The following is a 23066-nucleotide window of genomic DNA, read 5'->3' on the forward strand; positions in this document are numbered from 1 at the left end:
CAGCACGAGGCCGAGAGCCCTCCTCGACAACCACAAAGGCCTGCAATGACAGCATTAGGCCTTAAGATCGACGAGACCAATCAACGCTCGAGTTGATCCTAGGCACCAGCCTTCTGAGCTGTCAACTGATTTGTTGAAAGCTATCATCCTGTATCCATACGTGGAATTTCCCCAGCTGAACGCCAGTCAACTTATGCGTTGACTAACGATGCTACCCTGCTCATACTCCAGAAAAAACAAGAGATCTCACCATGTCCGACCTTGAGCTGCGCATACAACGCCTTGAAAGCAAGGCGGCCCTTCAGGACCTCATCGCACGATATTTCGTCGCCTCTGACGATGACGACTTCGCAACACTGGCCACCCTGTTCAGTGAAACCGCCACTTTTCACGCACACGGCCAATCCCCTCTGCTGGGCCCGGAGCGGATTGTCGGGTTCATTCGCGAAGCGCGCACCCACATGGGACTCACCATCCATACGCCGAACTGGACGCTTTTCGAATTCCAGAATGAGGATCACGCCACCGGAAATGTCGGCGCACATCTGGAATTGGCGATGGGAGGGCGCAGCTTGTTTGGTGCCGCTCGCTACCTCGATACCTACGTCCGTGAAAACGGTATCTGGCGCTTCTCGAGCCGCCGTTTCCAAGTGATTCACATTGGGACTTGGGAAGACGTTGGCACATCGCTCACCGAATCGCGCTGCGTACGTTGGCCGGGTGGCGAGCCCCATGGCAGCGAACACCAGTTGAAGTAGAAACCGCCAGGAGTTTCTTATGCCTCTGAGTACATCTAGCGAAATCATCGCCGACATTCGTGCCGGAAGGATGGTGGTGCTGCTTGACGATGAAGACCGCGAAAACGAAGGGGATATCGTGATGGCGGCCGCTTGCGTCACTGACGCAGATATTAACTTCATGGCCCGCTACGGCAGAGGTTTGATCTGCATGCCGCTGAGCCAGAAAAAGAGTCAGCAGCTCGGTCTCGCCCCCATGGTCCGCCACAACCGCTCTGGCCATGGCACTCAGTTTACTAACTCGATTGAAGCGGCCAGCGGAGTTACTACGGGTATCTCCGCTGCAGACCGGGCGCGGACGGTACAGGTCGCTGCCGCGATTGGGGCGACAGCTCGGGATATTGTCCAACCAGGCCATATCTTCCCGTTGATCGCCGAACCTGGTGGCGTACTAATCCGTGCTGGCCATACTGAAGCCGCATGCGACCTGGCCCGCCTAGCCGGTTTTGAAGAGTCAGCCGTCATTTGTGAAATCATGAACGACGATGGCGAAATGGCGCGCCGCCCTGAACTTGAAGTCTTTGCTGACCGCCATGGTCTAAAAATCGGGACGATCGCTGACCTCATCCATTTTCGAGTGGTCAATGAAAGCACGATTGAGCATGTAAACCAGCAAAAGGTCACCACCGATTTCGGTGAGTTCACGCTGCACAGTTATCGCGACACGATCAATGGCAACGTTCATTTCGCCATGACCATGGGCAATCTGTCTACGCAAGTACCGACCCTCGCTCGGGTCCAGCAGTCCTTGTGCGCCCGCGACTCATTGAGCATTCAGGTACCAGGCAGCAGCGGCTGGAATATTCATCGATGCCTGGAGTTCATTGCCGGAGCAGGCAGTGGAGCATTGGTCGTACTGGCTGCGGACGAATCGGCCGATGAAGTGCTCGCAAGCCTTGAGTCGGTAGGCAGCGATGTACCGCATGCCCGGCAACGTAATATTCCCAACCACCGCAGCTCGCTCATGATCGGTGTCGGTTCGCAGATTCTGCGTTCGCTAGGGCTCGGCAAATTGCGCCTGATGGGTAGCCCTATCAAGTATCACGCCATCTCAGGTTTCGACCTGCACGTGGTGGACTACGTTAGCCCACAGGGGCATTCAACGCCGTACCCAGTAGAGGGAGAAATGCGCTATGGAAGCTGATGCCACCCCTCATGGTTTGCGCACCCAGTATTTCGCCGGTTCGCAAAATCTGAGGCTGACAGCCGATGTGGGCGGGCCCATCAATGGCACTCCTGTGATGCTCCTCCACGGCGGCGGTCAGACTCGCCACTCCTGGCGTTCAGCCGCTACTGCCTTAATGGCACGCGGCTACCGAGTGATATGCCCAGATTGTCGAGGACACGGGGACAGCGAACGCTCGCCCACAGGTGACTACTCAACGGATTCGTTGATAGCAGACCTCAAGCAAATTCTTTCCACTCTATCGCGCCCTCCTGTTCTGGTAGGTGCCTCTTTAGGGGGTTCCACCGCGCTGCTGATGACAGGTGAAAGTGACTCACCGATTGCTGAAGCGTTGGTGCTTGTGGACATCGTCCCTCGCATGTCGCCATCAGGGATCCAGCACATTCGCAGTTTCATGCAAAACACCCTCGCAGGCTTTGACTCCCTGGAAGAAGCAGCCGAAGCAGTTTCACGGTTCATCCCGAACAGGCCGAAACCAAGCTCCTTTGAAGGCCTAGCTCGAAATCTGAACCGAGCTACGGATGGACGACTGTATTGGCACTGGGATCCGCGTTTTTTGCAAGACGACAGTCGCTCGCCCAACCCCCAGTTTGCCCAACGTATGGAGTCAGCCGCGCGCAAAGTCAAGGTTCCAACCTTACTGGTTCGTGGTCGGGAGAGCGAAGTTGTAAGCCTCGCTCAGGCACAGGCACTGCTTGACCTGATTCCTCACGCTGACCTGACCAACGTCAGCGGCGCCGGACATATGGTCGCCGGTGACCGTAACGATGCATTCAATAACGCTGTCCTGAGATTCATATCCCAAGCACTGTCGCAGTGACCCGATCAGGCAAGCTTAATCATCTTTTGAATCAGGTGTCGCTATGAAGCCAAAGCTGACCACCACATTCCGCATCGAAGATGTTGACCCAGGCAGGATGTCCGTCAATGTGGCAGTACTGATTGACGTGATTGGCACTACTTCGGTGCTCAGCCATGCACTCGAGCACGGCGCTAGCGCGGTTCACGTGATGCACTCGGAGTTGGATGCCCATCGCAGAGCTCAGCAGTGGTCTAAAGACCCCGACAATACTGAGCCGTTAATCCATTGCAAAGGGTGGGATGAATCGGGCCAGTTTAGGCCCGTGGTTCACGGCCAGCAGTGGGTAATAACCAGTGGGACGTATGCCTTGATACAGCTGGCAGCGAGTGCTCAGTATATGTATGCCGCCTCGCTACTCAACGCATCTGCGGTAGTGGCCCGACTTTTGGCACATGAAGAGCCAAACGTCGACTTCCTCTGCGCAAGCCCTGTTGGAAGGTTGAACCTGATCGACCTCTACACCACGGGTTATTTGATCGAGCAATTGATTAACGCCAGGCCGAATGAATGGGTCCTCAGCGAGAGTTCTCGTATCGCAGTCGCCGTGTACCACGGATATCGTTCATCGATCTGTCGCTGCATCGCCGACAGTCATGGAGGCAGAGCCGGTGACATCCAAATCAGCCGCGATGCTGCTCAGTTTATCGCTCGAATCGATCAACACAGCTGCCTGCCTATCTACAAAGGCGACAACATCTTTGTGGACGACCTTGCGGTTGCCCGGCGCCCCCTCATGCATACGTTGCGTCACTGACACATGACTGCGCTTTACCACCGCCGGTTTAGCTAGCTCTTGCAATAAGGACTCACGATGAATAATCCAGATGTATTCGTTGTCAGCGCCATGCGCACCGCCATCGGCAGTTATGGAGGGTCGCTAAAAAATCTACCGCTATCCGAGCTTGCGACGGTCGCCGTGAGTGCAGCAATAAAGAAAGCGGACATTGACCCCCACCAAGTGGGTCACGTCGTCATGGGAAATGTGATCCCCACTGAGCCCCGTGACGCATACCTCTCGCGGGTAGCGGCGCTCAATGCTGGTGTGCCGAAAGAGGTACCCGCCTTCAATGTGAATCGCCTCTGCGGCTCCGGTCTACAGGCGTTGGTTTCGGCCGCTCAGTGTCTCTGGCTCGGTGACACTGAAGTTGCAATTGCTGCCGGTGCTGAGTCAATGAGCCGCGCACCTTATGTTCAAACGCAAACACGTTGGGGTGCGCGCATGGGGGACATTGAAACCATCGACTATATGCTTGGCATACTGCATGACCCCTTCCAGAAAATGCACATGGGGATAACGGCAGAAAATATTGCCCAGCGTTTTGGCATCAGCAGGGATGAGCAGGACTTGCTGGCGATGGAAAGTCAGCGTCGGGCCCTCCACGCCATCGTGCACGGTCACTTCACCGAGCAAATCATCGCAGTTGAAATTCACGAGCGGCAAGCTGTACGCCAGTTCGCCATCGACGAGCACCCGCGTGACATTTCGCTTGAACAGTTAAGCCGGATGAAGCCGGCGTTTCTCGATCACGGTTCGGTAACACCAGGTAATGCCTCAGGGCTGAACGATGGTGCCGCCGCGCTGTTGCTTGCAACCAGCGCTGCACTGCGGAGTAACAGCGCACTCAAGCCAATGGCGCGCGTGGTTGCCCATGCTCATGCAGGTGTCGAACCTGAGTTTATGGGCCTTGGGCCCATCCCTGCGACCAAGCTGGCACTAAAGCGGGCGGGGCTAAGCATTACCGACATTGACGTAATTGAGTCCAATGAAGCCTTTGCCGCACAGGCGTGTGCTGTCGCCAAAGAGTTGGACTTAGACCCAGCCAAAGTCAATCCCAATGGATCGGGCATTTCATTGGGGCATCCGGTTGGTGCCACTGGGGCAATTATCGCGACCAAAGCGATCCATGAACTGCACCGCACCGGGGGGCGCTATGCCTTGGCAACCATGTGCATTGGTGGTGGGCAAGGTATCGCAGTCATTTTTGAACGGGCATGAGGTTTTAACGATGACGATTGAGCACATCGCAGTGATCGGCGCAGGTACGATGGGCAATGGAATTGCGCAAGTCTGCGCGTTGGCAGGGTATCAGGTAACGTTGATCGACCTGACCCAACAGGCCTTAGACAGTGGCCTTACAACGCTAACCAGCAACCTGGAACGGCAACTTCGCAAGGAGCAGATCAGCGCCGCCGATATGTCTGGTGCGATGCAGCGAATTCGGCTATCCATGGACTACAGTGTGATGCGCTCGACCCAGCTGGTCATCGAAGCAGCCACTGAAAACCTCCCTGTCAAAAAACAGATTCTCAAGCAGATCGAGCAGGTTGTCAGCCCTACGTGCCTGATTGCCACCAACACATCTTCGTTATCAATTACCGAGCTGGCGGCAGTCGTCGATCTCCCTGAGCGTGTCATCGGGATGCATTTTTTCAACCCGGTGCCCGTCATGACCCTAGTTGAAGTCGTGCGCGGCTTACAAACCGCCGACACCACCCATTCGGCCGCTATACGCGTTGTAGAGCGCATTGGCAAGCAAGCCATCTCAGCGCGCAACAGCCCAGGCTTCGCAGTCAATCGCATCCTTTGCCCGATGATCAACGAAGCCGTTTTTGCGCTTCAGGAAGGGCTTGCCACTGCAGAGGAAATCGATCTAGGCATGCGGCTGGGGTGTAACCAGCCTATCGGGCCGTTGGCCTTGGCGGACTTGATCGGGTTGGACACTCTACTCGCTGTAATGCAGAGCTTCCAAGGTGGATTCAACGATCCCAAATACCGCCCTGCTCCTCTGCTCAAAGAAATGGTGGACGCAGGCTACCTAGGCCGCAAGACCGGCAAAGGCTTTTTCTCGTATCACGACATTTGAGCGCTGCAGCGCAAGCCCTCGCACAATAAAAAGGCACACCCTGAATGGGAGAGTAGCAACCATGCATTTTGAAACCCTGCTGTTGGAAACTCATGGGCGTGTTGGTCTCATCACTTTGAACCGCCCCGCTGTACTGAATGCGTTGAGCTCGCAGACTATCGCCGAGATCAATCTGGCGCTGGATGAGTTGGAGCACAATCCGGCAATTGGCTGCATGGTGATCACCGGCTCGAGCAAAGCATTCGCTGCAGGCGCCGATATCAAGGAAATGGCCGATTTCGCCGCCCCACAGGTTTTTTTGGACGATTTCTTTTCCGCCGCAGACCGCATCGCCGCCCGCCGCAAGCCGTTGATCGCTGCCGTGGCAGGCTACGCCCTTGGCGGAGGCTGTGAAGTCGCGCTGATGTGCGATTTTATCTATGCCGCAGAAAATGCACGTTTTGGCTTACCTGAAATCACGCTGGGAGTAATTCCTGGGATCGGCGGAACGCAACGTCTGAGTCGGGCTGTGGGTAAAGCCAAAGCAATGGAGATGTGCATGACCGGGCGGCAGATGAATGCCGCAGAAGCAGAGCAGACAGGGCTGGTCGCTCGTACTTTCCCGGTCGAAACGTTGCTCGAAGAAACTCTGAAAACGGCCAACAAGATCGCTGAGCTTTCGCTGCCGGCAGTGATGATGCTCAAAGAAAGCCTCAACCGGGCCTTCGAGTCATCGCTTTCTGAAGGTGTTCGTTTTGAGCGACGGATGTTCCATTCGACTTTTGCAAACCAGGATCAGAAAGAAGGCATGCGCGCATTCGTTGAGAAACGCCCTGCCCGCTTTAAGCACTGCTGATCATCGGAAAAGTGCTGGTGTGAGTGCGCCTTATTAATCCAATCTCGCCAGCACTCGCAACCAGATCGGCCCTTCAGGTTCAGATGTTCTCAGCACTCGAGCCTAACCACGCACTCCCGTGCTGAATGGCCATTCATGCTCATATCAAGGGATACCTCACATGCATGACCTGGAACTGAGTGAAGATCAACGGATGATTCGCGACATGGCAAAGGCATTTGCGCGCGGCGAAATTGCCCCAAATGCCCAGCGCATGGAAAAGGACGGATGGATACCCGATGACTTGGTAGCCCAGATGGGGGATCTGGGCCTGCTGGGCATGGTTGTGCCAGAACAGTGGGGCGGTACTTACGTTGACTATGTCGCCTATGCCCTTGCGGTGGAAGAAGTCTCTGCAGGTGACGCAGCCACCGGTGCTCTCATGAGCATTCACAATTCCGTAGGATGCGGCCCAATACTCAACTACGGCAGCACGGCACAGAAAGAAACCTGGCTGAATGCGCTGGCGACAGGCAAAGCCATTGGGTGCTTCTGTCTGACCGAACCCCACGCAGGCTCTGAGGCTCACAACCTGCGTACCCGTGCAGAGCTACAAGGTCATCAATGGGTCCTCAATGGAGCCAAGCAATTCGTGAGCAATGGGCGGCGCGCCAAGCTGGCCATCGTTTTTGCTGTCACCGACCCAGAACTTGGCAAAAAGGGGCTATCGGCGTTTCTCGTGCCAACGGATACGCCTGGTTTCGTGGTAGACCGTACTGAACACAAGCTAGGAATTCGCGCTTCTGACACCTGTGCGGTGACTTTGACTGATTGCAGGATTGACCACGGCAACCTGCTTGGGAGCCGAGGTAAAGGTTTGGCCATAGCATTATCGAACCTAGAAGGCGGCAGGATTGGTATAGGTGCACAAGCACTGGGAATTGCCCGTGCAGCCTTTGAAGCAGCCCTGCTCTACGCCCGCGAACGCTCTCAATTCGGTAAAGCCATTGTCGAGCATCAAAGTATTGCCAACATGCTCGCTGACATGCATATGCAAATCAACGCGGCTCGATTACTCGTGTTGCACGCGGCGCGTCTAAAATCTGCCGGCCTTCCGTGCCTGACACAAGCCTCCCAGGCAAAGCTCTTTGCCTCGGAAATGGCCGAGCGGGTTTGCTCTCACGCTGTGCAGATCCATGGAGGCTATGGCTACCTTGAAGACTACCCGGTTGAGCGGTACTACCGCGATGCACGCATCACGCAGATATATGAGGGCTCAAGCGAAATCCAACGCTTGGTGATCGCGCGTGAACTCAGAAACTATTCATTTTGATCATCGCAGCCGTCCCGTGATGTCTACGCAGTGAGGAGACTCCATGAGCATGAAAACGTCGATGTCGGCCATCGTTTGTGCGCAGTATGGTCAACCACACGACCTGCGCCTGGCAACGGTCCAAACGCCCGTGCTGGCTGATAACGAGGTGCGCATCCAGGTCGCGGTTGCAGGTATCAATTTTCCGGACAGCTTGATTATCAAGGGTGAATACCAAGTCAAGCCGCCACTACCTTTCACCCCTGGATTCGAAGTGACTGGCAAGGTCATCGAAACGGGGCCAACCGTTACTAACATAGCCGTAGGTCAACGAGTGATGGCACTAGCGAGCAAAGGCTATGGAGCGTTCGCCGAGGAGGTTGCTGCGAATGCCCACGAGGTAGTCCCCATTCCGGATGGACTGGACTATCACTCTGCGGCAGCGCTGTTTGTCGCCTACGGCACTGCGTTTCATGCCTTGGTCCAGCGCGCGAATCTACAAGCCGGAGAAACGCTTGTTGTGTTGGGAGCCTCAGGTGGCGTCGGGCTCGCTGCGGTTGAGTTAGGCAAAGCCCTGGGAGCGAACGTCATTGCCGTTTGCCGCACACACCAGCGTGCCTTGCCCGCCCAGACAAAGGGGGCAGATCATGTCATCGCTTACGACGACGAAGACATACGCAACGGCGTACTGCAGGCCACTGATGGCCGAGGGGCCGATGTGTGCATCGATATGTTGGGTGGTCAGGCGTTCCATGCTATGTCACGTTCGATGAATTGGGGCGGACGGTTGCTGATTGTCGGCTTTACCAGCGGAGAAATCCCCCAGTTATCAATGAACCTTCCCCTTCTCAAAGGCTATCAAGTCATCGGAGTGTACTGGGGGCAGTTCCTTGCTCGCTCACCCGACCTCAATGAGCAAAACTTCCGAGCGTTGGCCACGTTGATCGACACCGGCAAGATCACGCCTCATATTGCCGGGCGCTACCCACTCACAAGGGTACCTGACGCTCTGACTGCACTCCTCTCGCGAGAGGTAGCGGGAAAGTTACTGATTGATGTAACAGGACAACAGGAGGTCATGCATGCAAGCTGAATTCCAATCATTATTGGACAAGCAACAAATCTATGAAGTGCTCGCGACGTACTGCCGTGGCGTCGATCGCTGTGATATCGAACTGGTCCGTTCCGCCTACCATCCGGACAGCTATGATGATCATGGGTATTGGGCTGGTCCGGGGTGGGAGTTTGCCGACTTCGTTGTACAGCGGCTGATGGAAGCCAACACTGCCACCATGCACTCTCTGGGAAATGTCCTGATCGACATTACTGAAGACGGCATCGCGCGGTCGGAAGCATACGTGACCGTCACGCTGGTACGTCGCAATACCAACCCACCCAAAGCAGATGTCATGGGTGCACGCTATGTTGACAGGCTGTCCAAGCGTGAAGGTTTATGGAAGATTGAAGAGCGCACTGTAGTATTAGACTGGACCAAAGTTGAGACTTGGGATGATACTGCCGCAGCGATTCCACTGGATCAGTTTGCCTGGGGAGAACGTGGTAACAGGCGTGATCCTACCTACGTAATGTTGCGCTTCAGCACGCTGCAAAATTGAATATAGGATGGGGCTTGCCAAGATCTTAAACTAAGCGTTTACCTTCAAGGTTCCTATCATTTCGTATGCAGGAGGTTCAGAAGGCAGACTATTGAGCAACAACATCGATACATTCTACGGCCAAGTGTGCAAGCTCAATTGTTAGCCAATCTTGACAAGCGGGGTATCACGCCAGCAAAAAACGTTCCAACCGCCGTAGATCAGCAAAGGTAAGACCTAGACCGCCCAGCAAAAATAGTTCACTGCTCCCATATACGCGATCAATGACGTCGAACGCAGCCTGCAGATACTCCGCAGATGCAGATTTTATAATAGCCATAACTTCAGGCTCCACTTCCTCACCCAACATAAATGACAAGTCACGGCGGTAGTCATTGGTAAGAAGATAGTCTTGCATGATAGTTTCTCGGGATACTCCGAGTGCCATCAATACCACGGCAATGGCAAAACCGGTACGGTCCTTACCGCTTGTACAGTGGATGAGGGCTGGATAACTATGTTCCTGTAGCAAAACTTGTAAGACTTGAGCAAAATGCTTGCACTGTGTGGTTGGTAAATGCCTATACATCGAGCATAGTGATTCTCGGGCTTGGGCTGCATCAATACTGCGAGAACGCACAGCTTCGAATAAGCATGCAGCACCGTGGGGCAGAAAACCAAGTGCATGAGTCCGCCCGCCCCAGCTCGGCAACAGCCGATTGGGCTTTGCGAGGCGCTCGCTGTTATGTCGCAGATCGATTACAGAACGAAGCCTCAAAGCCTGGATTGCCGACATATCCTTGGCTGTTAGCTCAGCCAGCGAATCAGAACGATATAACACCCCACCTTTGATCTGACGCCCACAAGAAGCCTCATACCCCCCCATATCACGAAAGTTCACAGCACCATCAAGCGCCAACCGACGCGTGACGTAGGTTTTGTCTGAGTTCATGAAGCGACAACCTCTTACAAATGCACCGATGAATGTACACAAGTTCAGGTTTTTTGACATCCCTGAGCTGTGATCGATCACCCCAGTTCAGGGGTGCGGTGCTTACTCAAGCCTTTCAACCATGGCCTGGATCAGCCGTGGTTCGTCTGCTTTCCTAAGTTTTCAGCGTTTCCAGCAGCCACCTTGGCCTGACGAGTGCACGCTGGCAGTATCAAACCAGTGGTGAGATTAATCCAAATCAACTAATTTTTTTCGCAGACTCTCCCACACACTGCGTGGTCGCAAGCGGTTACCAAGACGTTAGCAGGGCCAAGGAAACGGCTGCTGACTCGTGACAGAGATATCGAGTTGCGGTACGAGGACCCAAAGCTTTGCACGCCACGATAAGGTCGGATAAGCCGTATGTTATCTAACCTATTGAGTAGCCTGAGCTAGAAGGTTGCTAGGCACGGTTGAGATCCCCCTCCCGACCCTGTTTTTCAGAGGATGAGGTTGGTTAATCGCGTCGAAACCCGTCGTGAACACAATCAGCAAGCCGAACCAATTAAAAAACCTCAGGTCATTAACCTTGGATCCAAAGGAGCGTATTGAAATCTGTGAGGATTGACAGAGGCTGACAGCCGTTGCCCCTGTCAGTGGTCAGGAGGATTTTCAGCAGGAGGCTGTTAGCTATGGACTCAGTTAGGAGCTGCTATCACCCTATCGATGCCGCCATCCTTTGGTGCGACCTCGCCAACCACACAGCGGAGATATTGCAGGTCGAGATTGCTCATTCCGGTGAGCTATTAAAGCATTTTCCACAGTGGCCCGACCTTCACTTTCATGTAGAACAAATATACGAGGCTGTAGCCTGCGGTGAGCTACCGGCAACCTTCTTAGGAGGTCCGATTACGCCTAACAACCCCTCCGAACGCGTGTATTGGTCTATTCGTCGGCCGGATCTACGGACGTGGTTTGCGCTGAACCACCCTGAAGATAAGCCCGCGTTTCTATTTCCCAAGAACACCGACCACCTTGAGTGCGTGAATCTCAGCGTTTTTTTGGCTGTGCAAGCCGAGCGAGACTTCTACGCGCGCGAATACGAAAAAATGCATCAGGCTTTTGATTCGCTCGTCGAAGAGATGGCTGCCTATAAAAAGCAAGAGCACGAATTGGCATCACAATTCGAGGCGGCTGGGCCTGCATCCGAGGCATCCACCAAGGTGCACCACACGATTATTGGGGCCCTGCTCGCGATCATGCTGGAAAAGTCGAAAAGCGGCCAACCGCGATCAATCTACAAGACCCAGACTGCGGTAGTCGATGCCATCACTACGCTGTTCCCCGGTATTGCTGGGTTGAGCAAACGCACCCTTGATCGGAAATTTGCACAGGCTCGCCGTCTGTTAGCCCAGGCGGTAGAGGCAGAACATCGAATTGCCAGGCAATGACCGCCATTGCCTGGCAATGATTTTCTAAACCAACGGGCCTTCACTGACTGTCACATCCCACTGCGCGCCACATGGCGCTAAGGAGTGACAGAATGCAACCTGCCAGCCCTGCCCCAGCTTCCGCCGATCGCCACATCATGCGCCGCGATGAGGTGGAACAAAAAACCGGCTTCAAACGCTCACACATCTACAACCTGATGAAGGCCGGACTATTCCCGCAATGCCGGCGCATCGGCACCCGTGCGGTCGGTTGGGACTCGCTGGAGATCGAGCAGTGGGTTCAGGATCGCCTGTCTGTTCGGGAGTAGTGCCATGAAAGTCCTTTCGCTGATCTCGACCAAGGGCGGCGCCGGCAAGACCACGGTTGCCGCCAACCTCGGCGGCCTACTTGCCGACGCCGGCTTGCAGGTGCTGCTGCTCGACCTGGACAGTCAACCGACGTTGTCCAGCTACTACGCCCTGTGCGAGTCACGTGAAGCGGGCAGCTACGAACTGATCTCGCAGCGGCTCACGGTTGCCGAGCAGATCATTTCCGTCACCGCTATCCCGCGGCTTGAACTGATCGTTTCCAACGACCGCGCGGGCCACCTGGGCACCGTACTGCTGCACGCGCCCGATGGCCGACTGCGCCTGCGCAACCTGCTACCCGCATTTGCCGATCAGTACGATGTGCTGATCGTCGACACCCAGGGCGCGCGCAGCGTGGTGGTGGAAATGGCCATCCTCGCCTCCGATTGTGCGCTATGCCCGTTGCCACCGGAAATGCTCGCGGCACGCGAACTGCGCCGCGGCACGCTCGGCCTGTTCGAAGAGCTGGAACCCTACCGCTACCTTGGCGTGGACTTGCCCCCGGTGAAACTGCTGCTCAATCAGGTGAACGCCAATCGGCGGGACACCTGCCTGATCATGCAGAGCCTGCGCAACACCTTTGCCGCCGACCCGCATGTCAGCGTCTGCAACACGGTGATTCCCGATCGCGTCGCGTACCTCAATGCCGCGTCATTGGGACTGCCGGTGCATCGGGTCGAGTCGAAAGCCGCCCCTCGATCGCGCAGTCGCTGCGCGGCCGATGTCATGCGGGCACTGGCCAATGAACTGTTCCCTGAGTGGGAGCAGCGACTGGCCCAGACCAGGATCCGTGCGCGCTCTTATCCCAACAGCGTTGCCTCAGTGGAATGCATCACCGGCCGACCAGCTTAGTGCCACGTTCATCCCTCGCTGCCTCACTCACGCGGCCGATCGGAAAGGCCTGGGCAGTCCGTCTGCATTGACAGATCAAGGGCAAGTTCATGAAACCGCCAACCTCCGAAGACATCACGCGCCAGCTCCAGCACGGGCACTTCCCACAGCGGGTAACACAGCTGCCGCCCACCGATCCCGACTGCGATACACCGATGGTCGTGACCCTGGAGCAACTGCGGCCCTACGAGCACAACCCGCGCTTCATCCGTAACCCGTTATACGAGGAATTGAAGGCCTCCATCCGCGACCGCGGCCTGGATCAGCCCCCGTCCATCACACGCAGACCCGGTGAGCCGCAGTTCATCATCCGCAACGGTGGCAACACCCGCCTGAGTATCCTCGGTGAGCTGTGGCAGGAAACCCGCGAGGACCGCTTCTTCCGCATCCACTGCTTGTTTCGCCCCTGGCAGTCGGAACTGCATACGCTGCTGGGCCATCTGGCCGAAAGTGACCTGCACGGCCAACTCACCTTCATCGAGCGTGCACTGGCCGTGGCCAAGTTCCGCGACATGCTGCTGATAGACGGCAGTAGCCTGAGTCAACGCGAACTGGCGGCGCAACTATCCGCCGGCGGCTACCCGATCTCGCAATCGCACATCAGCCGGATGCTGGACACGCTGGAGCACCTGCTGCCGGCTATCCCGCAGACCTTGTACGCCGGCTTAGGCAGACCTTCGATCGAGCGAACCCTTAGCCTGCGTCGACGTGCCGAATCGGTGTGGAATCGATACGTTGCGACACAGTTGGATTTCACCGCGCTATGGTTGGAGGTGCTGTCCACGTTCGACTGCACAACCGCCGAGCTGGACACCGCCGAGCTGCAGGACGAACTGCTCGCACAGATGGCGAAATCCTTGGACCAGTCACCACGCCTGCTGGCGTTGGAGCTGATCCAGGATAGTGGCCAACCATCACGTCAGCCACTTACGTCCGGCATGTCCCTGTCTCCCCCGCTGAGCGTGGGCCAAGACACCGATGCTACTTCCGGCAGTGAGCCTGAATCTCCCACGGGGCTCCACTCACCGGAACCGGCCTGCCCTCTGCAACCCGCTGACAGACAACCCGAACAGGCAGACCAGACGAAGCCTCCCGCCGCCGCCCGAGAACAGGTATATAGTCCAACTCCGCCACCGCCCGCTCGGCCTGCCAATCTCGGCAATGCTGGGCTTCAGTGCTTGCCCGACTCACTGGACACCATCTGGCCGATACCGCCGGCTCTGGAAGACCTGGTGCAACTGCGCCAAGCCTGCGCGCAGCTGGCCAGCGAACTGGCTGGCTACGCCAATGCACCACACATGGTCTGCGCCACGGAAGAAGGCCTGGGTTTCTCGTTGGCGCCCGATACAGCAACGCCTTCGACACCCCACCGCACCGGGATTCAGCTGCTGTTGGGCGCACTGTTGCGCGTGCAGGATGACGTTGCTTGGGAGCAACGGCAGCAACTTCCGGCAGCGCTGTTCGGCCAACTGCTGCTGGGTGCCTACGACCTGCCACTGATCGAGCGCCCACCGCTCGCGATCGGGATTGAGCGGCTCCCCGATCCTCAATTGGCGCAACTGTTTTCACTTATCCGGCTCTCTCGACGCCTGATCGAACTCACGCTGTCGTCCACCCGCTGACCCCCGGAGGTGCCGCATGAGCACGTCGTTCAATTTGCTGAACCACGCCATGTTGAACCAGGTCCTGCATGAGCTGCGCCATGGCCGGCTGCAACGGTGCAAGGCCTTGGGCCTCGGCGACGAGGACATCGAGGTGCTCCAGTCGCTGCCGCCCACCACCTTGTCCCACCTGGCGCATACCACGATCGCCTGGGTCGAGATCAAGGTCGACACCACGGTGCTGCGTCGCCTGATCGCCCAGGCCGAACGCGACGAACTGAACGAGCGGCTGATCAACCGTGCCCTCAAGCTTGGGGCGAGCTCGAACATCATGTACCGCTGCTTCGGCCTCGACCACTCCGACACGGCGTTGCGTCGGCGAATCCTGAAGATCGAGACCCATCGCGGCCGCCCTGTCCAGCTCAGCGAAGCCCAGGAACATGCCGTGTGGAACCGTTGGCGCCAGTTGCGAGCTGAAGATCCGGACAGCGAGCCGCTGGACGCGATGATGATGCTGGCCGAGGAACAACAGATCAGCCTGACCCTGATTTGGCAGCAGATCGAGCTATACGGAGGTATCCCATGCTGAACTTCTACACCGTGGACTGGGCTGATGTGGTGCGCCAGAGCATGGTCACGCTCAAGCGTTGTCTGGAGCAGGCCGAACAAGCCAGGGCCGCCCGTGCGCTGGCTGAGGGGCCATGCTTCGTGTACTACGGCAGCCACGATCCGTTACCGCGGGGATTGCTGCAGGATCGCCGGCTCACACCCGTGGAGCGCAATCTCTGGTTGGTGCTGCGCTGGTTGATCACCGAACGGCAAATGCGTACCCCACGGTATCAGGACCTTCAGCCGTACCTGGCGACCAGCCCCTGTGGTGCGCAGGCTTCACGCGAGACCATCGCCCGCGCGCTGAACGTGCTGCGCGCTACCCGCTGGCTCAGCCTGAGCGAACGATATCGCGATTCGCAGGGTTGCCTGCGCGGCTGTGTCTACGTACTGCACGACGCGCCGCTGTCACCCGCACAAGCCATCGACCAAGATGCCGGTTACCTGCCCCTGATCTGCCAAAACCTGTCCCATGCCACCAAAGGCGTGCGCGATCTCGCTCAACACCTCCTCCAGGAGCTACGGGCGGATCCAGAGGTGACTGACGAGGCCTTGGCCATGATGGCTTCGCTCCCCGCATCAGGCGCTCAACAGGCCTTGCCGCTGCAGGACGACAGCCATGCCGAGCATTCCGAACGAGGCGAGGCGTACAGCGTTCGGTTTGCCACAGCGTCCTCGACCGATTCCGAACCCAGCGCGAATGTCCCGGCTCCGGCTGCCGTTCGGATTCCAGCGCACGACCGTACCGTACAAAAACAAAGCAAAAAAAGTACAGTACCGCCCGCCTCGGCCAGTGGCAGCGCCGCTTGGCCAGAGGGTCTGCAGTTGAGCCCGACTGAACAGCGCCGGGCAGTCCAGGCGCTGCGCCAGCTCGAGCCCGAACAGCGACAAGCGGTGATCAATGAAGCAGCCGTTCGCTGCAGCCGCGGCGACATTCGCAAGCCGATTGCATATCTGTTGGGGCTGATCAAGCGGGCGTGCCAAGGGGACTTCACCCTGTGGGCCGCCCGTAGCGATGCCCCGCTAGCACCGCGCAAGCGCATTCGCCCGCCAGAGCCAGCTGATGAGCGCTCACGGGAGTCCGGAAGCCGGGTGGCCTCGCCGCTGGCCAAGGCGTACCTAGAGCAGCTCAAGCTTCGCTGCGGTGTCGTGAGCGGGGCAACGTAACAGCGCGCTGAGTCTTCCAGGTCTCCAACGTTCAGCGGACCGCAATGGATTTGATCACAGTGGCATCACTCCAGTGACGTCTTCTAGCCAGACACAATCGCTCGAGGAGTGTGATCTGCGTGATGGGTGTAAGGTCGCAGCTTTGACCAATGCCAAGATGAAATAGTTAGCTGCGTTGGCACTCAGCGGATTTGATCACAGTGGCATCAATGTGAGGACCTTCGAGAGTAGGGGCAATGTGAGCCCATCGCGTTCACATTGATCACTGCCAGGTTGCCCGAGAGCGCAGATCGTCGGCGTCATTCCGACGGCGAGGATCTGGCAATGGTCGACCACTACCAGCTCAACCTGGGTTCACTGCGCAGCAGCATCACCCTCACCCTGCACACGCATCACGCAGCACGACTGTGGCAAGGCCGTGCCGCACGCGAAGGCGTGTTCGGCATCATGGGTATGGCGGGCTACATCAGCGTGACCAACCTGCTCAAGCAGGCGAGCAGTCAGGACGACCCCTTCGCCGACTGGTTCATGCTGCAACTCGAAGACAAGGTACTGCAGGCCAAGGCCGAGCTGCTGACATTGACCGAGCAAGTCAAACTGGTCGAACGGGATTTACCCACCCAGGTCAGCGTTGGCGACAACCTGAACATCCACCCTGTCACCCTGCCCTTGTTCATCGGCAGCCAGCTGGGGTTTCTCGCCGTCTACCTGCTGACCGACTACGACAGCCTGGTGCGTCGCGTGCTGCTCGCCCACCACACCGCGCTGATCGGCCGGGTCGACATGGAACACTGGATCGATCGTGGCGCCCACCTGCTGCGCAGTCTGTTCAGCATGGCGCAGCAGTATCGACTGGCCGGGGTCAGCCGGGATGACATGGCCGCCAACAACGCCCGCGCCCGCGAGGCCATCGACAAGTTCGGCACCCCACCTCAGGACATTCTCGAAGGTACGCGACGCTCGCAATTTGCGCCGCCCATCGTGCGCGCCGCCAAGCCCGCACTGCCCGCTGAGACCGATCAACTTGATGACGACGTGGAACCTTCGCCCGGCGCCCCCGCCGAAGGCGGTGCAGCATGACCCTGGCCGAAGCGATCGCCCATTGCCTGTCATCCGAGGCCTATCGCGAGTTTGAACACAGTGCCTCTCTAAAAGGCCTTTTAAAGCCTTTTAAGGGTAAGGGGGAGCTGTTCCAGTACGCCGAGACAATCAAACAGCTGCGCGGCGAACTCGAGACGCTGATGGCCGCGATGCTGGCGATCATGGCGCAGCCACCCTTCTCGTTACTCGAGTTGCGACTGAGTGTCCAGCACAGCTCCCAGGGCGCATGCTTCCTCCGCTGGCGCAGCCCGGACTTCAAGCGCATGGGCGTGGAGGTCTGGGAGCAGGTGATGGCGCATCCGTTGCTGCAGCCGGAGTTGCGCCAGGCGCTGTACCAGCTGGAGGCCAACCGGATCGTCCTCAACCTGCAGATGAGCAGCCTGAACTCGCTCTATCGCCAGGTCCTCATGGGCGCCCTCAAGCTCGCGTATGCCGATGACGTCCTTTTCGATACCACCACCGAGGAGAAACACCCATGAGCACGTTCTTTGTTGGCGAAGGCAATATCGGCAGTCCCCCTGAGTTTCAGGAGTTCAACAACAACCCGGACGAGCCAAAGCGGCTGCTGCGGTTGAATGTCTATTTCGACAATCCGGTACCGCGCGAGGGCGGCTATGAAGATCGCGGCGGCTATTGGGCGCCGGTCGAGCTCTGGCACCGCGATGCCGAACACTGGAGCACCTTGTACCAGAAAGGTATGCGCGTCCTGGTCATGGGCCGAACGGTCAAGGATGAGTGGGAAGACAGCGAGGACAATGCCCGGGTGACATTCAAGGTTGAGGCGCGGCACATCGGCATCCTGCCGCATCGTCTGGCCGGCGTATCCATGCGCGAAAAGGCCAGTGACAGTGGGGGCAGCAGCCGCAAGCCGGCCGGCAAGAAAACCACCCGCAAGTCGACCTGAGCGGGTGGACGTCAGTGGAACCGTGCCCTTCAGCGCGATACTGCTCAGTCGCGGGGCCCCACGCGGCGGGCGACGCCATGCAGGTCGTCCCCCTCGATCAACCCTTTGACCTCCGCCAGGTACTGGTCCAGGGCAAGGAACGCCCGCCAGTGCGCGGGCGCTTCCTTGACCCACGCGATCAACCTGGCCCTCGCCGCCTGATCGTCCGGTTCCTGATGGGTAGCCATGAACAACTCGCAGGCCTTGATCGCTAACGCATCCGCTTCATGCTGCTCACGTTCGTCCAATCCGCTATCTCCGTGTGACGGTCAGGTCACCGTACTCTCATTGGGTGATACGCCCTGATAGGTCGATAGTCAACCGTTCAGGGCGTTCATATCTTCGGGTGGCTGGTCAACCAAACGGGTTGAATTGGAGAGCCGCCCCGTTGCCAGTCAAAGAGCCTAGCCCACAACACATCGGCCGCCAGTTGGCCAAGTACCGCCGTGCCCAGGGCTTTACCCAGGCGCAAGTCGGTGAGCGCCTCGAGATCGGTACCGAAGCGGTGTCGCGCATGGAGCGTGGCAAGGTCGAGCTGACCGTGCCCAAGCTGCTGCAGTTGGCGGATATGTATGGATGTCCGGCCGATGAATTGCTGCTGGCCATCAGTCCTCGGCCACAGGACCAGGGGCAAAAGATTGCCCCACTGATCAAGGACCTTGGCGAGACGGACAAGCAATTTGCCTTGGACCTTCTGCAGACCGTGACCGCGCACCTCTCGCAACGGTAAGTCGCTCGCCGCTGGTGGTTACATCGATATGATCTCGACCAGTTCAGCTTTTCCCTAGCGCTCCCCTGTCACGCGACCACCCTGTCGGTACCTGACCGAGAGGGCCACGTCATGCGCCTCTACATTTGCGAAAAACCGTCCCAAGCCCGCGATATCGCTCGCGTGCTGCAGGCCCATCGTCACGGCGATGGCTGCCTGCAGGGCACGGGGGTGACCGTAACCTGGTGCGTGGGGCACTTGCTGGAGACCGCGCCGCCAGAAACCTATGGTCAACAGTTCAAGCGCTGGTCATTGGAGCACCTGCCGATCATCCCGCAGCACTGGCAACTGGTGGCGAAGCCCAAGGTGGCGGCGCAGCTGAAGGCGATCAGCCGGCTGCTGCAGAACTGCACCGAGGTGGTGATTGCCACCGATGCCGACCGCGAGGGCGAGATGATTGCCCGGGAGATCCTCGAACGCTGCCAGTATCAGGGGCCGATACTGCGCCTGTGGCTGTCCGCCCTCGACGACGCCTCGATCCGCCGGGCCCTGGCGGCGTTGCGGCCGGGTGAGCAAACCCTGCCGCTGTACCACGGTGCCCTCGCCCGGTCACGGGCCGATTGGCTGGTTGGCATCAACCTAAGTCGATTGTTCACCCTGCTCGGTCGCCGCGCCGGCTTCGACGGTACACTGCCCGTGGGCCGTGTACAGACACCGACCCTGCGCCTGGTGGTTGAACGTGACCGCGCCATCGCCAGCTTTGTCGCCCGGCCGTTCTGGACCATGGACGTTGTGCTGCGGGATGACGGGGCTGAGTTTGAGGCACGCTGGCAGCCACCTGCTGCACACTGCGATGATACCGGTCGCTGCGTTGATCAGGTGGCGGCCGAGCGGGCTGCCCGGCGCCTGGCAGCTGCGCGTTCAGCACACGTCGAGCGGGTCGACGTTGAACGCGTGACGGAGGGGCCGCCCTTGCCGTTCGACCTGGGCACGCTGCAGGAGGTCTGTTCGGCCAAACTCGGCCTGGGCGCGCAGGAAACCCTCAGTGTGGCGCAGGCACTGTACGAAACCCACAAAGTCACCACCTACCCTCGCAGCGATTGTGGCTACCTACCCGAGAGCATGCTGGACGAGGTACCGCGTGTACTAAAGGCCTTGGCCGCAGCCGACCCGATGCTTGGCCAGCGCTTCAAGGAACTCGATCCGACACGGCGGTCCCGCGCCTGGAACAGCAGCAAGGTCACCGCCCACCACGGCATCATCCCCACCGCCGTGGTGATCCCCCTGGATCAGTTGTCCGAGCGCGAGCGCGCCGTGTACACCCTGATCCGCGCCCGCTACCTGGCGCAGTTTCTGCCTCAACACGAATACCTGAAGACCCAGGTGCAGTTGCGCAGCCAGGCCGATCAGTTGCTGGCCCGCGGCAAGCAGATCCAGGTACGTGGCTGGAAGGCCGTGATCGACGAAGCCGACGCCAGCGAACCGACCGAGCAAACGCAGCGGCTCCCCACCTTGCAGGAAGGTGCGTCGGTTGGTGTGCGAGACGCCAAGGTCAACACGCAGCGCACCCAGCCGCCCAAACCCTACACCGAGGGCACACTGGTCAAGGCGATGAAAACCATCGCCAACCAGGTGGCCGACGTGCGCCTCAAGCAAACGTTGAAAGACAGCATTGGCATCGGCACCGAGGCCACCCGCGCCGCGATCATCCAGGGCCTGATCGATCACGGCTACTTGACCAAGAAAAAGCGCAGCCTAGCGGCCTCTGCGGCCGCCCACACGTTGATCGAGGCCGTTCCGCGTGAGGTGGCTGATCCGGTGATGACTGCGGTATGGGAACAGGCGCTGGCACGGATCGAGACCGGTCAGCTGAGTGTCGAGGCGTTTCTCGCCAAGCAATCGGCCTGGCTCACCCAGGTGGTGCGCAGCCAGGCCTCGTTGGACCTGCAGCTACCCCGTTCGAAAGGTCCAGCCTGCCCCGTGTGCCGAAGCCCCATGCGCCAGCGCAAAGGCCGCACCGGCAACTTCTGGTCCTGTGTGCGCTACCCCGACTGCAAGGGTACCAAGCCGTTGAAGGCCAGCGCGGCGCCCGCCAAACCGAAGCGTTCCTGACTGCTTGACGCTGGGGGCCGTCCCTGATGTAGTGAACAGGCCCCTCGCCGTTTGGCGACCCCAGGCCGATTCGCTCCGGGCAGCTCGGCCAGACTCGTTGAGTTCGGAGCCTCTTTCACCGCGCTGTATCGCTGTTCCAGATGTCCAAGGTTCTCGAGACGGATGACCCGTGCGACCTGCTGCAGGCTGCAGGGGTCATCCGCCTCGGCGACGATGCTCAGTGCCGGTGCCCGCCGGCGAAAAAACGGGCGCCGTTTGTGCGCGGATGCGTGCCAGTTATCCCGACCCAGGCCACGACAAGGGTCGGTTGATCAGGGTGACGCGACAGCTGAAGTGAAGCGATGACTTCGCTGTCAATGGGCCGGATCAAGGGTGGCCTCTCTGTTCCTAGCCCGACGACCGTTGGGCTATTTTTTTACGCGTTTGTGTCCACTGCGCTCCACTCATGTCCACACCTCTGAACCCAGTCAAAACCGCTGTTGACGAGCGCTGCGCACCGTTCTATAGATGAACTGCACCGCGCTGTCGTTGACAGCACCAGGTAGCCGGAACCTGCAAGGCTACGCTCTCTCCAGAGTGGTTCCTCCCAAAGTGCGACTAGCGTTCGGCGGCTCGCACGGTTATCGCTCCCCGCGATGATGAGCGCTCTTACACCACTGCTGTTGCACCTGACCTTCCCTTGCGGACTCACCCCCGCCAGGGCCGGTGAATATCCGCGTTTCTCGCAAACAGGAGATTCACCATGACCACGGCAAACACTGCTGCCCCCAGTACCTACTTCAACCTGCACACCCAAGGCATTGGTTACTTGAACCGCGTGCGTGAGGTGCCAGTGCGGCGAGGCCAGCCCTTTATGGCCTGCGACATTGCCGCCTTGCACGGTGCGTCGGATGACGTCGAGTACACCCGCTTCGACTGCAAGGTCGCTGGCGGTGAAGCCGAACGGCTGATCCGCGAACACCTCGAGGATGTCCGTGCCGAACGCAAGGTGCTGATCGCGTTTCGCATTGGCGACCTTTGGGTCGACGCCTTCACCTACGAGAAAGGTGAGCGCAAAGGCCAACCCGGTGCCAGCCTCAAAGGTCGGCTGATCTTCATCGAGTGGATCAAGGTCAACGGTCAGCTCACCTACAAAGCGCCAGATCGGCAGGATGCTTCCTCGGCAGAACTGCCGTCCGAAGCGGCAGAAGAGCATGCGCCGAATCCTTCACACAGTGCCGATCAGGCTCAGGACCAGGCCACGCAGCCTGCCTGAGACGGATGCTCCACCACAGAGGCGCTCGCATGAGCGCCTTTTCTTATCCCCGGAGGTTGCCATGGAGAGTTACTGGCTCTGTGAGGATTGCCTGCATGCCGTGGCCTACGACGACTTTAGCGCGCTGTCGCTGTACTACAGCGAGGTCGAAGTCGACCAGCGAATTGCGCAGATGCGTATCGAGCTGCAGGCGCTAATGCCGCTCAGCGCCGATTTCGATCCGCACACCGGCGTCGGCATCGACCCCTTCTCCACTCGCCCCTGCGAAGCCTGCCATTCCCCGTTGCACGGCACCCGTCATCGTTTCACCCGCCTGTGACCGCCTGATCCCACACACCGGAGGCCTCCTCCCGGAGCGCTTCTGCACACGAGGCTCTGCTCATGAACACGCCCTTGACCCTGGTCGAGCCCCTCGACCCCGCCCTGACCCAGCGCGCCCACGAAGATGCGTTGATCAACGAAGCTCTGCAGCTGCTGGACCAACGCTATTTCCAGCGCGGCGAAGTACTCATCACGCC

Annotated in this window: 25 protein-coding genes; 23 read left to right on the plus strand and 2 right to left on the minus strand. The window is 58.6% G+C overall.

Annotated elements, in window-relative coordinates:
• Positions 1-251: 251 nt before the first annotated feature.
• From E8E78_RS19135 to E8E78_RS19180, 10 genes are all read left to right on the plus strand, one after another.
• Positions 252-758 carry a nuclear transport factor 2 family protein gene (locus tag E8E78_RS19135; protein WP_179027753.1) on the plus strand — a complete coding sequence of 169 codons (507 nt, stop codon included), beginning with the start codon at positions 252-254 and terminating at the stop codon, positions 756-758.
• 19 nt (positions 759-777) lie between these two features.
• Positions 778-1941: a 3,4-dihydroxy-2-butanone-4-phosphate synthase gene (ribB, locus tag E8E78_RS19140; RefSeq protein ID WP_159266433.1), complete on the plus strand. Its 1164-nt coding sequence runs from the start codon at positions 778-780 to the stop codon at positions 1939-1941.
• Positions 1931-2803 (plus strand): alpha/beta hydrolase, encoded by an 873-nt coding sequence (locus E8E78_RS19145; RefSeq protein WP_179027754.1) that lies wholly within the window; start codon positions 1931-1933, stop codon positions 2801-2803. The genes ribB and E8E78_RS19145 overlap by 11 nt, the downstream gene beginning before the upstream one ends.
• A 43-nt stretch (positions 2804-2846) precedes the next feature.
• Entirely contained in the window at positions 2847-3599 is a 753-nt protein-coding gene (locus E8E78_RS19150; protein WP_179027755.1) for a 2-phosphosulfolactate phosphatase, read from the plus strand.
• A gap of 57 nt (positions 3600-3656) precedes the next feature.
• The gene (gene bktB / locus E8E78_RS19155) at positions 3657-4841 is read left to right on the plus strand and encodes a beta-ketothiolase BktB (protein ID WP_179027756.1); all 1185 of its coding nucleotides are present in this window, start codon (positions 3657-3659) and stop codon (positions 4839-4841) included.
• Positions 4842-4851: 10 nt separating this feature from the next.
• Positions 4852-5709 (plus strand): 3-hydroxybutyryl-CoA dehydrogenase, encoded by an 858-nt coding sequence (locus E8E78_RS19160; RefSeq protein ID WP_179027757.1) that lies wholly within the window; start codon positions 4852-4854, stop codon positions 5707-5709.
• A 61-nt stretch (positions 5710-5770) separates the two neighbouring features.
• Positions 5771-6544, plus strand: a complete 774-nt coding sequence (locus E8E78_RS19165; protein WP_159266438.1) for an enoyl-CoA hydratase — start codon at positions 5771-5773, stop codon at positions 6542-6544.
• Positions 6545-6704: 160 nt separating this feature from the next.
• Complete coding sequence (locus E8E78_RS19170; RefSeq protein WP_179027758.1) at positions 6705-7856, plus strand: acyl-CoA dehydrogenase family protein; 1152 nt, start codon at positions 6705-6707, stop codon at positions 7854-7856.
• Between the two features lie 43 nt (positions 7857-7899).
• Positions 7900-8928 carry an NADPH:quinone oxidoreductase family protein gene (locus tag E8E78_RS19175; RefSeq protein WP_244965057.1) on the plus strand — a complete coding sequence of 343 codons (1029 nt, stop codon included), beginning with the start codon at positions 7900-7902 and terminating at the stop codon, positions 8926-8928.
• Positions 8918-9451, plus strand: a complete 534-nt coding sequence (locus tag E8E78_RS19180) for a nuclear transport factor 2 family protein (protein WP_179027759.1) — start codon at positions 8918-8920, stop codon at positions 9449-9451. The genes E8E78_RS19175 and E8E78_RS19180 overlap by 11 nt, the downstream gene beginning before the upstream one ends.
• Positions 9452-9617: 166 nt before the next feature.
• Here E8E78_RS19180 and E8E78_RS19185 read toward each other — a convergent pair whose 3' ends face one another.
• Entirely contained in the window at positions 9618-10382 is a 765-nt protein-coding gene (locus tag E8E78_RS19185; RefSeq protein WP_159266441.1) for a tyrosine-protein phosphatase, read from the minus strand.
• Positions 10383-11053: 671 nt separating this feature from the next.
• Here E8E78_RS19185 and E8E78_RS19190 point away from each other — a divergent pair.
• From E8E78_RS19190 to E8E78_RS19230, 9 genes are all read left to right on the plus strand, one after another.
• Complete coding sequence (locus tag E8E78_RS19190) at positions 11054-11812, plus strand: hypothetical protein (protein WP_280337072.1); 759 nt, start codon at positions 11054-11056, stop codon at positions 11810-11812.
• Positions 11813-11904: 92 nt separating this feature from the next.
• The gene (locus E8E78_RS19195) at positions 11905-12120 is read left to right on the plus strand and encodes an AlpA family transcriptional regulator (RefSeq protein ID WP_010799440.1); all 216 of its coding nucleotides are present in this window, start codon (positions 11905-11907) and stop codon (positions 12118-12120) included.
• 4 nt (positions 12121-12124) lie between these two features.
• Positions 12125-13012, plus strand: a complete 888-nt coding sequence (locus E8E78_RS19200; RefSeq protein ID WP_280337073.1) for a ParA family protein — start codon at positions 12125-12127, stop codon at positions 13010-13012.
• Between the two features lie 89 nt (positions 13013-13101).
• Entirely contained in the window at positions 13102-14673 is a 1572-nt protein-coding gene (locus E8E78_RS19205) for a ParB family protein (RefSeq protein WP_280311639.1), read from the plus strand.
• A 16-nt stretch (positions 14674-14689) separates the two neighbouring features.
• Complete coding sequence (locus E8E78_RS19210; protein ID WP_280337074.1) at positions 14690-15241, plus strand: DUF2857 domain-containing protein; 552 nt, start codon at positions 14690-14692, stop codon at positions 15239-15241.
• Complete coding sequence (locus E8E78_RS19215) at positions 15235-16428, plus strand: STY4528 family pathogenicity island replication protein (RefSeq protein WP_063423920.1); 1194 nt, start codon at positions 15235-15237, stop codon at positions 16426-16428. Before E8E78_RS19210 ends, E8E78_RS19215 begins: the two co-directional genes overlap by 7 nt.
• A 324-nt stretch (positions 16429-16752) precedes the next feature.
• A complete protein-coding gene (locus tag E8E78_RS19220) occupies positions 16753-17508 on the plus strand; it encodes a PFL_4669 family integrating conjugative element protein (RefSeq protein ID WP_179027763.1) in 756 nt (251 codons plus the stop codon).
• Positions 17505-18008, plus strand: a complete 504-nt coding sequence (locus E8E78_RS19225; protein WP_179027764.1) for a DUF3158 family protein — start codon at positions 17505-17507, stop codon at positions 18006-18008. Before E8E78_RS19220 ends, E8E78_RS19225 begins: the two co-directional genes overlap by 4 nt.
• Positions 18005-18433: a single-stranded DNA-binding protein gene (locus E8E78_RS19230; protein ID WP_179027765.1), complete on the plus strand. Its 429-nt coding sequence runs from the start codon at positions 18005-18007 to the stop codon at positions 18431-18433. Before E8E78_RS19225 ends, E8E78_RS19230 begins: the two co-directional genes overlap by 4 nt.
• A gap of 44 nt (positions 18434-18477) precedes the next feature.
• On the opposite strand, the gene E8E78_RS19235 is transcribed toward E8E78_RS19230, so the two are convergent.
• Complete coding sequence (locus tag E8E78_RS19235; RefSeq protein WP_179027871.1) at positions 18478-18660, minus strand: hypothetical protein; 183 nt, start codon at positions 18658-18660, stop codon at positions 18478-18480.
• Between the two features lie 200 nt (positions 18661-18860).
• Between E8E78_RS19235 and E8E78_RS19240 the strand changes: the two genes are divergently transcribed.
• The 4 genes from E8E78_RS19240 (at position 18861) to E8E78_RS19255 (ending at position 22867) form a co-directional block, all read left to right on the plus strand.
• Entirely contained in the window at positions 18861-19202 is a 342-nt protein-coding gene (locus E8E78_RS19240; protein WP_179027766.1) for a helix-turn-helix transcriptional regulator, read from the plus strand.
• Between the two features lie 111 nt (positions 19203-19313).
• Positions 19314-21293, plus strand: coding sequence for a DNA topoisomerase III (locus E8E78_RS19245; protein WP_280337075.1), 1980 nt, complete (start codon positions 19314-19316; stop codon positions 21291-21293).
• A 742-nt stretch (positions 21294-22035) separates the two neighbouring features.
• Entirely contained in the window at positions 22036-22548 is a 513-nt protein-coding gene (locus E8E78_RS19250) for an STY4534 family ICE replication protein (protein ID WP_280337076.1), read from the plus strand.
• 61 nt (positions 22549-22609) lie between these two features.
• Positions 22610-22867: a hypothetical protein gene (locus E8E78_RS19255; RefSeq protein ID WP_280337077.1), complete on the plus strand. Its 258-nt coding sequence runs from the start codon at positions 22610-22612 to the stop codon at positions 22865-22867.
• Positions 22868-23066: the final 199 nt, after the last annotated feature.

Source organism: Pseudomonas sp. BN505 (genome assembly GCF_029873175.1).
Taxonomy (GTDB): Bacteria; Pseudomonadota; Gammaproteobacteria; order Pseudomonadales; family Pseudomonadaceae; genus Aquipseudomonas; species Aquipseudomonas putida.

What these genes read in the sequence shown, in the direction of transcription:
- E8E78_RS19245 (WP_280337075.1), top strand. Translation starts at nt 19,314, where the DNA reads ATGCGCCTCTACATTTGCGAAAAACCGTCCCAAGCCCGCGATATCGCT.
- E8E78_RS19210 (WP_280337074.1), top strand. Translation starts at nt 14,690, where the DNA reads ATGAGCACGTCGTTCAATTTGCTGAACCACGCCATGTTGAACCAGGTC.
- E8E78_RS19185 (WP_159266441.1), bottom strand. Translation starts at nt 10,382, where the DNA reads ATGAACTCAGACAAAACCTACGTCACGCGTCGGTTGGCGCTTGATGGT.
- E8E78_RS19250 (WP_280337076.1), top strand. Translation starts at nt 22,036, where the DNA reads ATGACCACGGCAAACACTGCTGCCCCCAGTACCTACTTCAACCTGCAC.
- E8E78_RS19195 (WP_010799440.1), top strand. Translation starts at nt 11,905, where the DNA reads ATGCAACCTGCCAGCCCTGCCCCAGCTTCCGCCGATCGCCACATCATG.
- E8E78_RS19220 (WP_179027763.1), top strand. Translation starts at nt 16,753, where the DNA reads ATGGTCGACCACTACCAGCTCAACCTGGGTTCACTGCGCAGCAGCATC.
- E8E78_RS19205 (WP_280311639.1), top strand. Translation starts at nt 13,102, where the DNA reads ATGAAACCGCCAACCTCCGAAGACATCACGCGCCAGCTCCAGCACGGG.
- ribB (WP_159266433.1), top strand. Translation starts at nt 778, where the DNA reads ATGCCTCTGAGTACATCTAGCGAAATCATCGCCGACATTCGTGCCGGA.
- E8E78_RS19180 (WP_179027759.1), top strand. Translation starts at nt 8,918, where the DNA reads ATGCAAGCTGAATTCCAATCATTATTGGACAAGCAACAAATCTATGAA.
- E8E78_RS19175 (WP_244965057.1), top strand. Translation starts at nt 7,900, where the DNA reads ATGAGCATGAAAACGTCGATGTCGGCCATCGTTTGTGCGCAGTATGGT.
- E8E78_RS19165 (WP_159266438.1), top strand. Translation starts at nt 5,771, where the DNA reads ATGCATTTTGAAACCCTGCTGTTGGAAACTCATGGGCGTGTTGGTCTC.
- E8E78_RS19200 (WP_280337073.1), top strand. Translation starts at nt 12,125, where the DNA reads ATGAAAGTCCTTTCGCTGATCTCGACCAAGGGCGGCGCCGGCAAGACC.
- E8E78_RS19160 (WP_179027757.1), top strand. Translation starts at nt 4,852, where the DNA reads ATGACGATTGAGCACATCGCAGTGATCGGCGCAGGTACGATGGGCAAT.
- E8E78_RS19230 (WP_179027765.1), top strand. Translation starts at nt 18,005, where the DNA reads ATGAGCACGTTCTTTGTTGGCGAAGGCAATATCGGCAGTCCCCCTGAG.
- E8E78_RS19255 (WP_280337077.1), top strand. Translation starts at nt 22,610, where the DNA reads ATGGAGAGTTACTGGCTCTGTGAGGATTGCCTGCATGCCGTGGCCTAC.
- E8E78_RS19145 (WP_179027754.1), top strand. Translation starts at nt 1,931, where the DNA reads ATGGAAGCTGATGCCACCCCTCATGGTTTGCGCACCCAGTATTTCGCC.
- E8E78_RS19135 (WP_179027753.1), top strand. Translation starts at nt 252, where the DNA reads ATGTCCGACCTTGAGCTGCGCATACAACGCCTTGAAAGCAAGGCGGCC.
- E8E78_RS19235 (WP_179027871.1), bottom strand. Translation starts at nt 18,660, where the DNA reads ATGGCTACCCATCAGGAACCGGACGATCAGGCGGCGAGGGCCAGGTTG.
- bktB (WP_179027756.1), top strand. Translation starts at nt 3,657, where the DNA reads ATGAATAATCCAGATGTATTCGTTGTCAGCGCCATGCGCACCGCCATC.
- E8E78_RS19150 (WP_179027755.1), top strand. Translation starts at nt 2,847, where the DNA reads ATGAAGCCAAAGCTGACCACCACATTCCGCATCGAAGATGTTGACCCA.
- E8E78_RS19190 (WP_280337072.1), top strand. Translation starts at nt 11,054, where the DNA reads ATGGACTCAGTTAGGAGCTGCTATCACCCTATCGATGCCGCCATCCTT.
- E8E78_RS19170 (WP_179027758.1), top strand. Translation starts at nt 6,705, where the DNA reads ATGCATGACCTGGAACTGAGTGAAGATCAACGGATGATTCGCGACATG.
- E8E78_RS19225 (WP_179027764.1), top strand. Translation starts at nt 17,505, where the DNA reads ATGACCCTGGCCGAAGCGATCGCCCATTGCCTGTCATCCGAGGCCTAT.
- E8E78_RS19215 (WP_063423920.1), top strand. Translation starts at nt 15,235, where the DNA reads ATGCTGAACTTCTACACCGTGGACTGGGCTGATGTGGTGCGCCAGAGC.